The organism is Anaerobacillus alkalidiazotrophicus (genome assembly GCF_001866055.1).
On record NZ_MLQS01000001.1, the window covers coordinates 464,147 to 477,812 of the forward strand.

9 protein-coding genes and 1 pseudogene are annotated in these 13,666 nt (G+C 36.6%); all 10 read right to left on the reverse strand.

The features are described 5' to 3' along the window. Positions 1-172: 172 nt before the first annotated feature. Entirely contained in the window at positions 173-1,504 is a 1,332-nt protein-coding gene (locus BKP45_RS02175; protein ID WP_071388177.1) for an ABC transporter substrate-binding protein, read from the reverse strand. A gap of 68 nt (positions 1,505-1,572) precedes the next feature. Continuing rightward, complete coding sequence (locus tag BKP45_RS02180) at positions 1,573-2,904, reverse strand: ABC transporter substrate-binding protein (protein WP_071388178.1); 1,332 nt, start codon at positions 2,902-2,904, stop codon at positions 1,573-1,575. 25 nt (positions 2,905-2,929) lie between these two features. Next, a complete protein-coding gene (locus BKP45_RS02185; protein WP_071388179.1) occupies positions 2,930-4,525 on the reverse strand; it encodes a response regulator transcription factor in 1,596 nt (531 codons plus the stop codon). Then, positions 4,506-6,311, reverse strand: coding sequence for a sensor histidine kinase (locus BKP45_RS02190; RefSeq protein ID WP_071388180.1), 1,806 nt, complete (start codon positions 6,309-6,311; stop codon positions 4,506-4,508). The genes BKP45_RS02185 and BKP45_RS02190 overlap by 20 nt, the downstream gene beginning before the upstream one ends. Before the next feature lie 277 nt (positions 6,312-6,588). Continuing rightward, positions 6,589-7,031: pseudogene (locus BKP45_RS02195) on the reverse strand (winged helix-turn-helix transcriptional regulator). A 124-nt stretch (positions 7,032-7,155) separates the two neighbouring features. Further along, positions 7,156-7,431, reverse strand: coding sequence for a hypothetical protein (locus BKP45_RS22865; protein WP_245747363.1), 276 nt, complete (start codon positions 7,429-7,431; stop codon positions 7,156-7,158). 31 nt (positions 7,432-7,462) lie between these two features. After that, positions 7,463-8,170: an IS110 family RNA-guided transposase gene (locus BKP45_RS22870; protein ID WP_245747364.1), complete on the reverse strand. Its 708-nt coding sequence runs from the start codon at positions 8,168-8,170 to the stop codon at positions 7,463-7,465. Then, positions 8,137-8,385, reverse strand: a complete 249-nt coding sequence (locus tag BKP45_RS22875) for an IS110 family transposase (RefSeq protein WP_245747365.1) — start codon at positions 8,383-8,385, stop codon at positions 8,137-8,139. Before BKP45_RS22875 ends, BKP45_RS22870 begins: the two co-directional genes overlap by 34 nt. Positions 8,386-9,715: 1,330 nt before the next feature. Further along, positions 9,716-11,500, reverse strand: coding sequence for an ABC transporter ATP-binding protein (locus tag BKP45_RS02210; protein WP_071388182.1), 1,785 nt, complete (start codon positions 11,498-11,500; stop codon positions 9,716-9,718). Further along, positions 11,487-13,253, reverse strand: coding sequence for an ABC transporter ATP-binding protein (locus BKP45_RS02215; RefSeq protein ID WP_071388183.1), 1,767 nt, complete (start codon positions 13,251-13,253; stop codon positions 11,487-11,489). Before BKP45_RS02215 ends, BKP45_RS02210 begins: the two co-directional genes overlap by 14 nt. Between the last annotated feature and the right edge of the window lie 413 nt (positions 13,254-13,666).

Sequence of the window (13,666 nt, forward strand, 5' to 3'; positions counted from 1 at the left end):
ACAAAAAGACCAAAAGTAGGATTTCAATATTTTTGGCTAAGAACATTTAAAATTATTAGGATATAAATAGAAAAGGTAAAGATTTTTAGATTCTAACTTATTTCTAAGTCGAAAGTCATGCAACTTAAATGTAAAAAATCCCTAGTTACAAAACTAGAGGATTACTTATTTATCACTTCTGTATACCTTTTAAACTTGCATTTATTTTTTCCACCGCTTCATCTGCTGCTACTTTCACATTTTTTCCAGAAATCCCAACTTCCTCAAATAATACCTTAATAGCATCGCTTACAACTGGATATGCGGGAGTTACAGGGCGGTTCTTTGAGTTATTTTGTCCTTGTTGAAAAAATATATTTTTGGGGTACTTATTCATTTCGAGAATGGCAGTAGCTACTGAATATCTCGCCGGAATTTCACCGGTGACCTCAACATACCTTTTANTTCCCTCAAAACTTGTTATAAATTTAATAAATTCCCATGCTTCATCTGGATATTTCGATTTTGATGAAATTCCAAGTGCCCATCCCCCATTTGGCGCAACTTGATATTTAGCCTTTGGCAACGGAGCAATTCCGAAATCTTCTCCTAATACAAAGTTAGGGAAACTTTCTAATTCTGTTACATGCCACGAACCCAATACAGTCATAGCAAGCATTCCGGATTGAAAAGCATCCGGGGGCAATTCAACTGAAGCTACACGATGTTTGTGATATAAATCTTGATAAAATTGCAATGCTTCCAATGCTTCTTCTGAATTTAAATAACCTTCTGCTGTTGTCGCATCTGAACTTAAAATTTCTACTCCGAATTGCCATAAGAGAGGCATTTTAAAATATGCAGGACCTTCTCCGTCACCAAATCCTTGTGCTGGATCAATCCCATACACTCCCTTTTCTGGATTATAGACTTTTTTGGCTATCTCTAATACCTCATCCCATGTCATTGGCTTAGTTGGATCTTCAGAAGGATAAGGAATACCCGCCTCCTTAAATAAGTGCTTATTATAAAATAAGGCAATACTAGATTCGATGATAGGGGCGAGAAAAATTTCACCCTGATAGGTTAATCCGTGTAATGTTGGTTCAAGGATATCACCTATATTACCTTCCTTTTTCATGTAATGATCTAAGGATAGTAATACTCCAGCATTTGCATAAAGAGCTAAGTTGGGACTGTCGATCGTGATAATATCAGGAGAATTTCCTGCAGCTATTTCTGTACGCAACCTTAATTCAAAGTCTTGAGCCCAATGCGTTGATTGCATATTAATCACAATATTCGGATGTGAAGCCTCAAAAGCAGAAACTAATTCATCATATGCTTTATTAAACTCTGGGTTCCCTAAATTCCGTAAGAATGTCAATTCTATTTTATCTACATCATTCTTTTCACCAACATGATTTTCACGATCACTAACCGATATGTTAAAAAAAGAGAGTAAATAGCCAGCAAAAATGATTACAATTATTGAAATAATAATGAAAGCTACCTTTTTATTCATGATACTTCCTTTCTTTCGCTATCCTAATATTGGCCCAATTATAATATCGGTCAGCTTTTATAGCTAATTTATCGTCTCTGAATCCCCCTTAGACTTGCATCAATTTTTTCAACCGCTGCATCGGCTGCTTCGTTTACATCTCTTCCAGCGATACCAATATCCTCAAATAATGCCCTAACTGCATCACTTACGACAGGATATGCAGAAGTTACAGGGCGGTTCTTTGAATTATTTTGTGCTTGGTGGACAAATATATTTTTGGGATACTCACTAAGTTCAGAAAATTCCTTGGCTACTGAGTATCTTGCAGGGATATCACCTGTAATTTCAACATACTTTTTCGCTCCTTCAAAACTTGTCACATATTTAATGAATTCCCAGGCTTCATCAGGATATTGAGATTTTGAAGAGATTCCAAGCGCCCAACCACCGTTTGGAACAATTTGATTTTTCCCCTTTGGCAAGGGAGCAATCCCAAAATCCTCTCCTAATACAAAGTCAGATAAACTTTTCAATTCTGTTAAGTGCCAAGAACCTAATATAGTCATTGCCAAATTTCCAGATTGAAAGGGATTTGTAGGCAATTCAACGGCAGCTACACGGTATTTGTGATATAAATCCTGATAAAATTGTAGGGCCTCCAATGCTTCTTTTGAATTTAAATAGCCATCAGCTGTTGATGCATCTGGACTTAAAACTTCCGCTCCGAACTGCCAAAGGAGTGGCATTTTAAAATAAGCGGCACTTTCCCCGTCAGCAAATCCTTGTGCTGGATCAATCCCATACACTCCCTTTTCTGGATTATAGACTTTTTTAGCTATCTCTAATACCCCATCCCATGTCATTGGTTTAGTTGGATCTTCAGAAGGATAAGGAATACCCGCCTCTTCAAAAAGGTGCATATTATAAAACAGAGCCAGCCCAGACTCTATTATAGGCGCAAGATAAATTTCACCTTTATAGATCAGTCCCCGTAGAGTCGTATCTGGAATATCTTCAATAGCCCCTTCTTTTTTCATGTATTCATCTATCGATAAGAGCGATCCTGAGTTTGCATATAGAGCCAAATTTGGAGTGTCAATTGATAAAATATCTGGGGGATTTCCTACTGCAATTGCCGTTCGCAATCTCATTTCATAATCACCGTAAGGAATAAAAACCATGTTTACTTCAATTGTAGGGTGAGCTAATTCAAAAGCAGAAATTAACTCCTTATAAGCGTTATTTTCTGATAGCGTCCCATAACTTCGCCAAAATGTTAGTTGAATTTTATCGACACCATTGCTGCGGCCCTCAACATGGTCTTTCTTGTTATAGAATGGCTCGAAAACAGACAGCGTATATCCCACTAAAATAATTGGAATCATTGAAATAATAATAAATGCTATTTTCTTTTTCATACTGTCCCACTTCTTCCGTCAATTTTTATTGACTAAAATTTAGAGACTTACGGTACTCAACAGGTGTTTTTCCAAACTGTTTTTTAAAGACTGTACTAAAATAACCTGAGTTTGAAAAACCAACAAGGTGAGCAACGTCGATGATTTTAAGCTGTTGATCTTTCAAAAAATGTTGAGCTTTATCCATTCTCAATTTAATAAGATAGTCACTAAAATTTTGTCCAACATGGTTTTTAAAAATTTCAGATAAATAAGCACTGTTGATATGAAATTGTTCTGCCAATGTCGTAAGTGAAATTTCACTTGCATAATGCTTTTCCAAATACCGGCGAACATTTTCTACGATCATCGCCCCGTTTGACGAGCAACGAGCTTCATTTACCCTTTCAATAATTGATTGTGCTAAATGAATAAGCTGCTCAATGACTCTGTTTTGAGAATTAAGCTCCCAAATACTCTGTTGGCAATTCCAGATTGTATTATTTATATCGTTTGTATCTAAATCATATTTTCGTGCTAAAGAGCCTAACAAAAATAACACTCGGTTGGAAGAAAATGAGAAGGTCATGATTGATTGGTTATTCGTTCCACCTAAAAGAGAATAAATATTAGTTTTAAATGCATCATGATTCATATTTTCAATGGCATTAATTAACCTTTTTTCGAAATCGGGTGAATATTCGAACATCTCTTTACTAAATGTCCCATCGATAACCTGAGATTGAGAACCCAACTGACTTTGACTCCAAGAAAGCAACGCTGAAATAAAGCCAGACTTAAATTCTTTCAGACCAGTAACAACTTTTCCGATCCCAATCACTGTTTCAACATTTATCAATTCTTTTACTTGTCGCTGCACTGTTTGAATAAAACTGGAATTTTGTTTTAAAGGTTCTAAATCTACTCGATGTATAAAGTGAATGATATTAGCGTAACTTGCATCATAAAAAGAATAAGTTCCTTCATACCCTTCTGCTAATTCCCTGCACATCATACGAAAAGGCAACCATAGTTCCTTTAGGTTCATTCGATTACGATTTGAGGTCCTCATTTCAACCGTAACAAACTGAACTTCTACGTTTTCATTTGCAAAGGCTTCTAACTGCAGCTGGTACAATCTCTCAATAGCAATCGTGGGCTCTGACCAATCTTCCTTTACTAAATGCAGTAAATACTGTTCGCGAATTTCTTCTAACTGGTTATGAAAAACACGGCTCATCCGTTCAGATTCAATTTGCTTTTTCTTTTCTTCTTTACCTTCTCTCTTAATCCTTCTTAACACATCGACTAATTCATCCGGGGCTACTGGCTTTAATAAATAATCCTTTACTCCTTCGATTAGTGAAGATCTTACATACTCAAAATCAGAATAGCCAGATAAAACGATCACTTTTATGTGGGGATGTTCAAGATTACATCGCTTTACAAATTCGATGCCGTCCATGATAGGCATTCTGACATCTGTAATGACGATATCGACGTCAGTCACTTTTATTTTTTCGAGGGCTTCTTGTCCATTTGAAGCTTCTCCGACAATTTGAAAACCTTCTTTTTCCCAGTCAACTTTCATACGTAACCCTTTTCGAATTTGGACCTCATCATCAGTGATTAATACGTTCATGGTGTATATCCTCCTTTTCCACCTTTATACACAATGTAATCCTTGTTCCTACATTCTTTTCAGATTGAATCTTATAAGAAAAATTTTGCCCATAATATAATCTTAATCGGCCCAGGACATTTTTTAGGCCAATGCTTGTCCCCTTACTATCCAATACATTCCGTATTTCATTATTTTCTTCAGTATTATTAAGGTCTGAAATGCTTTCTTCCGAAATGCCGACTCCACTATCCTCCACAATAATAAATATTTGATCGCCGCTCTTTTTGGTTTTGATCTTTATGACTGCATGTGTATTTCCGATAAAGCTATATTTAACTGAATTTTCAACAAGCGGCTGAATGATAAATTTTATAATTGGAAAAGACTTCGTTTCCGGATCTTCCTCAATCTCAATATCAATGTAATCTTCAAATCTTACCTTTAAAATGTCAGTAAAATTTCTTATATAATTGATCTCTTCACCTAATTGTACGACATCACTATTTGTATTCAAAGAATACCTCATCATTCGCCCTAAATGAATGCTTACATTCATAACCTCTTTATTTTTTCCTTGTATGGCTAACCCTCCAATGATTTCAAGCGTATTATTCAGAAAATGGGGATTGATTTGGAGTAATAGGGCTTTATATTCCGCATCTTTTCTACGGATATTTGCTTCATACTCTGTTTTTATTAAATGGCTTAACCGATCAATCGTCTGACCAAAAACTTTTATCAATAGCCCCACTTCATCGTTATGCGATTTTATTGTCGGCATATAACGTTTCGCGCCATTAAAGTCACCTCGTTCAATAAAGCTCATTGCTTTAGAGAGTTTTCCTAAAGGACTTACGATATTGGAAGAAAGTAAAAATGAAGCAATAATTGTTAAGATAAAAATGAGTGCACTAATTAAAAATAATTTTTTTTGTATCTGATTTATCTTTAAGAACAATTCAGATTTGGTAATTTCACTAAATAGAATCCACTTACCTATTGATAACTTATGAAAAAATACGAGATAATCTTCGCCAAGATAGTTAGTTTCTATTAATCCTTTCTCTTGATGACTATTTAATATTTTTTCTAGGCTTTGTTCTAGTACAAAGTTGGGCGTATTAATATCTCCCGACAATATATTCCCTCTATGAGGATCTAATAAATAAACTCGACCACTTTCACCAAGTTTAATTTTACTTAACGCAGTTTCGAGCAATGACGATGGGAAATTAACTTTTATAATGCCATAATATTTAAATGTTTGCATATCATACAGTGGAATAAGAAAGCTATTAATATTGATTTCACGCATTTCTTGGTATTGTTGAAAAGGATCTGTATGTGATTTCACCCACCGTAGATCATTTTTAAAAAAATCTTTGAACCACTTCATACTTTTTAGTGAAGGATGATTTCCCCAAGTTCCAGTACCATCGTCAAGAAATACAGTTATCGACATTCCGTTTGAATTATTTATCATTATTGAAGATAATTGTGCTCTTAGGCGATTTCTCATCATCAGGCGCTCAGCGTCTGTCGTAACGCTAGCTTCATTTTCTAACTTGATCCATTGTTGCGTCGTTTCATTTATTAGTACCTGTTTCCCTATATCCTCTGCCTGCGTAGTAATTGAATCAACGTACAGTGAATATTGATCCATCATCTCTATCGTTAAATCTTGAGTCTGTTCTTTAATAATGGATGTAAACCAACTTGGAATAATGATAGATAAAATAATGAACGGGACTGTTAGTAATAATGTAAAAATTAAAAATAAACGATTTCGTAATGAAAAAAGCATTTAACACCTCCAAAACACAAAAGAAAACCCTTACAAAACCAACTACTACCTTTTCTAAATTTAAATTATATCATTTATGATGATATTTTTCATCTTTAGCATGTTACCATTAGTCGTTTTTTAGCATCTTGAAAAAGCCTGTTTATGTAAACATTAATGCTATTGAACCGTTTTTTGAACAATAGCATTCCGTCTTCAACAAAAAATTGAATCTATTAGTTAAATAATCATTTGATTAAATCATATATAGATCATAAGCTTACCATTGTGTCATTATTCAAATAAGAAATTTTGAGAATTTTGCTAACAGCATAGGCAATCTATTTAAGGAAACGCTCTGGTTATTTTTCTTATTCAACATAATTATTTTCTTGTTTATTTGATCTATTCGTTTTTTTCCCCATTCATACACCATCTCAACAATTGGTAGTAATGTCATCCCAAGCTCAGTCATTGAATATTCGACTTTTGGAGGAATTTCCGGAAACACTTCTCTATGAACGATTCCATCTTCTATCAGTTCACGTAATTGGTTTGTTAATACCTTATGAGATATTCCAGAGAATAGTCTTTGGAGTTCGCTGAAGCGATGTGCCCTTCTACACCTAAATGCCACAAAATAACAATTTTCTACTAATAATCGATAAGGTAAGTTCTTTTTCACAATGATATTCATGATTTACTATTCTTTTTAAGTTCTTCTCTCAATGTATTTGACATAGGGAGTTAGCTCCTTTTTGTATGAAAAACTTTTCGTTTAGAAGGCCATATTAAATAAGCCCCCAGTTCCTGATTTTTTTTGAAGGGGGATGATGTAGAGTTTTTTTAATTACAATGAAAGTGTTTAAGCAGTTTGCTGAGAGTTTTCGATTGTATAGCATTTCCTTTTTAAGTATTCAATCATTTTTAATTCTTTGTTCTTTTCTTTCTCTTTGAGGTAATCTGGGCCTAGTTCCTGATAGGGTTCACCTGTTTTTAAAATGTTGTAAGCGATGGTTAAAATTAAATGAGCGGAAGCAATTCGTCCCTTCATTTTTCCTTGACGCTTAGTAATCCTTTTCCTATGCGATGCAATTCGATTGTGTTGCCTTGAAGTAGCCAGGACACATTCGACGGCCATCGTTTTTAATGCTTTATTGCCTTGTGTGGATTTACTTGTTTTTTTTACCGGCGCTTTCGTGATTTCCGGGACAGACACCAGCCCATGATGCAAGATGTTTGGAAGACTTAAATACAGACATATCCACCCCCATCTCGGCAATAAATGTGGCTGCGGCAGCCTTATTTACACCTGGGATACCGTCTAGTAATTCTACCTGTTTACGATATGGGGACAGGAGATTGTCAATTTGTTCTTCCAATTCTTCAATCTTCTTTTCTAAATAACACATGTGATCCCAATGGTAGCTCAACATATCACGGTGATGACGTCGCATCCGGCCATTGATGGCACTTGCAATATCTGCAATACTTGCTTTTGTTCGCTTATCTACCAGTTCGTGCAGTTGCTTGGTTTCGATTTTTTCACCGTTGATGGTCGCCTCAAGAATACGACGTCCTGAAACACCGAAAATGTTTGATAGAACCGAAGTAAGCTTGATGTTGGCATCCTGAAGAATTTTGTGAATGCGATTTCGCTCCGAGGTACGATTATGAATTAATTTTTTTCGATAGCGAGTAAGATCACGTAAATCGCGAATATCCTCTGGTGGAACAAACGTGCTTTCAATAAGACCGCATCGTAAAAGTTGGGCCAGCCATTCGGCATCTTTTACATCGGTTTTGCGTCCTGGAACATTTTTAACGTGTCTTGCATTGGCAAGGATCAATTCGATAGTATCTTCGAGGATATTCTCCATACTGGTTTCCAGTAGATCCCGGTACTTTCCATCACCACATCCGTTACATCAAGTTCAGATAACCAATCACTTAGAGATAATAGACCGGTTGTAGTGGTTTCAAACGTTTCAATCGTTTTTTCTGGCTTTCTGTCTAACCGTCCAAATAATACACAAGCTACCACGGTTTCTTGGTGTACATCTAGGCCTGCACACCGTTCAATCATCGCTTCCATAGGAGAGTCACCTCAAAGATTAAATTAACAATACATATGACAGTAGTAATGATGCAAAAATTTTGTATACGTACTATTCGTACAGTAGATGGTCCTTCAATACTGTCACAACCAGTTTCTTATACAGGGTATCTTCTTGGAAGATCCACCAAAAAAGCATTCAGCCTGGTTGTATTGTTACTATCATTATGGACAGTGGATTTAGGGGTTAGACTTTATTTAGGGGAGGGAGATGAATTTTTTCATGGTAGATGGTGGCGGCGTAAAACGCCGCCATGGGAGTTTCTTATAAGAGTAACCGTTCGGTAACCCTTGCACAAAAAAGTGCATTCTTCACAATATAGAAAACCGTCGGTAGAATGAAATAGTCTTAAATACAAATCTTTTTCTAGTTTAGGAGGCAAATGGTTATGGGTAAAATGCGTTATTAATTATGCCACCAGAACGAAGGGGTGGCTCCTTTTTCACTTTTTAAGTAAAAAGAAAATTACGATTAGCTAGTGGTTTACTAAGTTCTTTCCCTGGCCCTCAGAACCTCATTGTTCAAATTATGGTGTTGTTGACAGCCACCATTATTTTAGGGATGGGAGTTTCGATTTACCTATAGGCAAAAATTTTCTGTAAACCCAAGGATCGGTTAATGGAGGTAATCCATGAAAGATTCGGATTCAGCATACGAACCGCAAAATTAATTGCGGAAATTTTTGCACTCACTCTTGCATTTTTATCCAATGGCGCAATTAGAATGGCGACCGTTCTTGTTGCCTTCACTACGGGATATTTCATTCAGTTTTTTTATCTGAAAATTTAATTCTTATTCAATAATACTCGTCAGGTGTTGTTCAAGAGTGAGTTTACTCTGTCTTTCGTTAAACTTAGATCTAAAAAAAAATACGCCTCTCAAAACGTGAGAGGCTTGCTTGTCATTACTAGCTTATTAAAAATAACTCTTTAAAAAAGCAGTTGCAAAATCAAACTAAACTTTTCTGTATCCAAAGTATTTTCTCTTTTTCTTTTGTAGGCAAAGACATCCTGAACTTTGTCTTCAATACATTGACATTTGAACTAATGAATCCTACTTTCTTATTAGGTTTACTATTTAAATTAGTAATTCCATCAAAATGAAGGGTCATTTTGAAAAGTAAATGACCCTCTTTTGAAATGACAGCTCGATACTTCCAATATATTCTCCATCTGCATATGTCCTTTTATTTTTCCTATCCAGATGCTCATTAGATTCATCACCCTGAAATAAGTAGAGACTTATCCTTCCATAGCCAATTAACTTCTTAAAATGTCAAAGTCTTCTCTCTTTCCATAAATCGGACACTTACCCGGATTCTATAGAATGACCTTGGGAATTAGACAGTTTCCAATAATGACCCTTCTTTTCCATTAATTCATTATGAGTCCCCTTTTCAATAATTCTACCATTTTCAATATACAAAATTTTGGTAGCGTTCTTAATAGTAGAAAGACGGTGTGCAATAATAAAGGATGTTCTTCCAGAAAGCAACGTCTCCAATCCTTTTTGTAAGGCAAGCTCCGTTTCCGTATCGATGCTTGATGTTGCTTCATCCAAAATCAAAATTTTCGGGTCAGCGAGTAATGCTCTAGCAAAGGAGATCAGCTGCCTTTGCCCAGAAGAAAGTCTTGTGCCTCTTTCATTTACTTCTGTAAAATACCCACCCTCTAAACCATCGATAAAGTCATGGGCTTGCACAGCCTTAGCTGTCCGAATCACTTCTTCATCCGTTGCACCGAGTCGACCATAACGAATGTTATCCATGATCGTACCAGAAAAAACAAATGGATCCTGAAGCATAATTCCCATTTGCTCTCTCAAAGAGGCAAGCGTAACCGTTTTAATATCGGTCCCGTCAATTTTAATTTGTCCGCTTTTCACGTCATAAAAGCGGCTAATTAAATTGACAATCGTTGTTTTCCCCGAACCGGTTGCACCAACAAGCGCAATCGTATCGCCTGGATTCACCTTGAAATTGATGTGATCGAGAATTCGTTCCTCTGTTTCATATCCAAAGACCACCTGGTCAAACTCTACTTTCCCTTTAATGGGCGGAAGCATAGCAGCATGAGGATCACTTTTTACAGTTGGTTTTTCATCAATGGTTTCAAAGATTCGTTCCAAGTAAGCCATTGCAGTAATAATTGCATTATAGAAATTCCCAATATTCGCTAACGGTGCCCAAAACATCCAAATGTACCCAGTAAATGCAATCAACGCTCCTGCTGTCATTCCACCATCTCCAATTGAAGCGATCCCAACCACATAAATAAACGATACGGTAAGAACAGAGATATTATCAATCGACGGCGATAAAAGAAATTGAATTCTTACCGCCTTCATCCATGAGCTTCGGTAGCTACCAGAGACATCCCTAAAAATTTTCTTGTTTTCTTCTTCCCTCACAAATGACTGCGTAATTTTGATCCCATTAATGCTTTCGTGAATATACGCATTTAAGTTTGATTGCTTGTTGCTCAGTCTCTGCCAACCCCTTCGTTGCGCATTTTTTAAAATAAATATAATGGTTGCTAGAACAGGAAGCCCAGCTAAGGTCAGAATTGTTAGCTGCACATCAATGTAGAGCATGAAACCGACAATGACCGCAATACTGAAAAGATCTGTAATGAGATTAATAATCCCATTTGACAGCAAATCACTCAATGAATTAACATAATTCACAACTCGAGCTAAAATCTTGCCATGAGGCCGGCTGTCATAATAAGAAAAGGAAAGCTTTTGCAAGTGGGTAAACAGGTCCTTGCGAATATGTTGGATCACACTCTGACCAATCCAGGCCATAATGCGAATCCTGTATTTCATACAAACCCCAGTGACAATGACAGCGATTAAATAAATGCCTGCCAACATGACAATTCCTCCTGTATTGCCACTTGGAATCTCTACATCAATCGCTTGTTTAATCAAATATGGACCAATTAAATTAGCCAAGCTTGCAACGAGCATCAAGAAAACAGTCAGAGCCATTAGTTTTTTGTATGGCTTTACATAACCTAACAATCGTTTAAAATGAACGAGTCGGAAAGGTGACTCTAATTCTTCATCGACATCAAATTTATTGCGTGCCATATCCGATCACTTCCTTACTATTATGCTTTTCATCAACATTTCCATATTGGTTTTTACAAAGGGTATAATAGTACCCTTTGTTAGCAAGCAATCTTTCATGTGTTCCTCTTTCAATAACCCTGCCTTTTTTCATAACGAGAATAAGATCGGCTTCTTTTACTGAAGAAATTCGATGGGCAATCATGAAGCATGTTTTGCCCTGACTAAAGGTTTTCAACGTCTTTTGAATACGAAGTTCCGTTTCCATATCCACACTCGATGTTGTATCATCAAGAATGAGAATAGACGGATTTTTCAGCAACGCTTGTGCTAGAGCAATCCTTTGTTTTTGCCCTCCAGAAAGGCCTACTCCTCTTTCTCCAACAATCGTGTCGTAGCCCTCAGGCAATTGCGTGATGAAGTCATGAGCCTCTGCCATCTTAGCCGCTGCTTGAATTGACTCAAGCGAAGCATCAGGAACTCCGTAAGCAATGTTTCCTGCGATCGTGTCTGAAAAAAGGAAAATATCCTGCATGACTACTGCTGTGTTTTCCCGTAAACTCCGAATATCCCACTTCTTTATGTTCTGTTTGCCAACTCGCACTTCTCCACTATCAGCATCATAATACCTGCAAAGAAGGTTGATGACTGTCGTTTTACCTGCACCCGTCGGCCCAATCAACGCGATAGTTTGTCCGGGCTTTGCACGAAAACTAATGTCTTTTAACACCTGCTCCTCACCGTAGCTAAAGCTTACATGACTAAATTCGACTACACCAGGCGAATCACTTCCTTTTTGGGACTGAACAGGACTGATAATGGTCGGCTCTGTGTTTAGCAAGTCTTCAATTTTCTCGGCGGAAGCAATAAATCTTTGGACATCATTAATCAACCAACCAGCCATTCTCATCGGATTGTTCAAGGCCCAGATAAGGGAGTTGAAGATAACGAGCTCACCAAAAGAAAGCGAACCGCCAATCACCATAATTCCACCAACTAAGATCATCAAAACCATAAGTAACCCGGCAAGTGAATCCAAAATCGGCAAATACTTTTCCCATACTTTCGCAGATTGAAGGTTTTTCTCCTTAAATGCCTCATTTTCCACAGAAAATTTATCAATCTCATACTTTTCCTTGGAAAACGCTTTGACGACCCGGTTTCCACTAATATTTTCCTGGACAACCGAGTTTAATCTTGCAAACTGCCCTCGAATCGCTGAAAATGTCGGTTTTACATCGTAGGATAATTTGTACGCAACAAATCCAATGATCGGCGTAACCGTTAACAGCGTGATCGTTAAAGGAGGATGAATATAAAACATAAATGCAATCGCAAAAAGGAGAATCGTACTATTTTCAAAGATTATATAAATTGACCATGCGGTAAAGTGCCGTACCGCTTCCATATCCCCTGTCATCCGAGCCATAATATCCCCCGTTTTCGTCTTATCATAAAAACGGAAATCCAACTGATGCAGCCTATTATACAGCTGCTCTCTTATCTTGAAAATGACACTTTGCGAAAGACTCTCAAACATCAATTGATACCCATAACGGATCACCGATTTGAAAAACATGACACCAATCATCAACCCCAATAATGGCCATAACAAGCTTTCTCTCTGTCCAAATATCACCTCATCAACAATTTGACCCGCAAAATAAGGGTTCAGCAAATTTAAACCAGAAACAAACAACGCAAGTAAAAGCCCAATTGCATATTTTCCTCGGAATCTTTTAATATATCCCCAGATCCATCGCAAGCTTTGCATCCTTTTATACCTCCATCCATTTACAACAACGTTAATATATCGTGATGATTTTTCATCAATAAGTTGGAATGAATTCATAAACAATGAATAGTGTAACGTACAAATTGGAACAAATTCATGGATGCGCTTTAACATTGAAATACGTTAAGTCTAATGAACGATCATTCCCTAATCAAATCGAAAACATAATCTTTAGAGAAGTAGTTGTTGTAGTTGTTGTAGTCATTTTCTAATAGTATAAATAAAATCTATCCTTCGACTTTCAAATATACTCTTTCATCACCAAATTATTCCGGTTTTCGAATGACTGATTTAGAATCCCCCGCTGCTATTGACTGCCTTTTGGGAACTACTTTTCTTTTAGAATTTGAACTGAATTCTTTTTACAACCGGTTAAATTCAAGCTCTAGGTC